The following is a 1,176-nucleotide window of genomic DNA, read 5'->3' on the forward strand; positions in this document are numbered from 1 at the left end:
GCCAGCAGTTGAGCAATCAACTCACCACTTTTATGGAGAGTTTGATCCTGGCTCAGGACGAACGCTGGCGGCGTGCCTAATACATGCAAGTCGAGCGGACGTTTTTGAAGCTTGCTTCAAAAACGTTAGCGGCGGACGGGTGAGTAACACGTGGGCAACCTGCCTTATCGACTGGGATAACTCCGGGAAACCGGGGCTAATACCGGATAACATCTAGCACTTCCTGGTGCAAGATTAAAAGAGGGCCTTCGGGCTCTCACGATGAGATGGGCCCGCGGCGCATTAGCTAGTTGGAGAGGTAATGGCTCCCCAAGGCGACGATGCGTAGCCGACCTGAGAGGGTGATCGGCCACACTGGGACTGAGACACGGCCCAGACTCCTACGGGAGGCAGCAGTAGGGAATCTTCCGCAATGGACGAAAGTCTGACGGAGCAACGCCGCGTGAGTGATGAAGGGTTTCGGCTCGTAAAGCTCTGTTATGAGGGAAGAACACGTACCGTTCGAATAGGGCGGTACCTTGACGGTACCTCATCAGAAAGCCACGGCTAACTACGTGCCAGCAGCCGCGGTAATACGTAGGTGGCAAGCGTTGTCCGGAATTATTGGGCGTAAAGCGCGCGCAGGCGGCCTTTTAAGTCTGATGTGAAATCTTGCGGCTCAACCGCAAGCGGTCATTGGAAACTGGAGGGCTTGAGTACAGAAGAGGAGAGTGGAATTCCACGTGTAGCGGTGAAATGCGTAGATATGTGGAGGAACACCAGTGGCGAAGGCGACTCTCTGGTCTGTAACTGACGCTGAGGCGCGAAAGCGTGGGGAGCAAACAGGATTAGATACCCTGGTAGTCCACGCCGTAAACGATGAGTGCTAGGTGTTAGGGGTTTCGATGCCCGTAGTGCCGAAGTTAACACATTAAGCACTCCGCCTGGGGAGTACGGCCGCAAGGCTGAAACTCAAAGGAATTGACGGGGGCCCGCACAAGCAGTGGAGCATGTGGTTTAATTCGAAGCAACGCGAAGAACCTTACCAGGTCTTGACATCCTTTGACCACTCTGGAGACAGAGCTTCCCCTTCGGGGGCAAAGTGACAGGTGGTGCATGGTTGTCGTCAGCTCGTGTCGTGAGATGTTGGGTTAAGTCCCGCAACGAGCGCAACCCTTGACCTTAGTTGCCAGCATT

Annotated in this window: 1 rRNA gene; it reads left to right on the plus strand. The window is 54.8% G+C overall.

Annotated features, from left to right (window positions below):
• Window positions 1-29 precede the first annotated feature (29 nt).
• A 16S ribosomal RNA gene (locus J2S05_RS20415) occupies window positions 30-1,176 on the plus strand; the annotation flags it as partial.

It is taken from the genome of Alkalicoccobacillus murimartini, from assembly GCF_030813245.1.
In the GTDB taxonomy this organism is placed as follows: Bacteria; Bacillota; Bacilli; order Bacillales; family Bacillaceae_D; genus Alkalicoccobacillus; species Alkalicoccobacillus murimartini.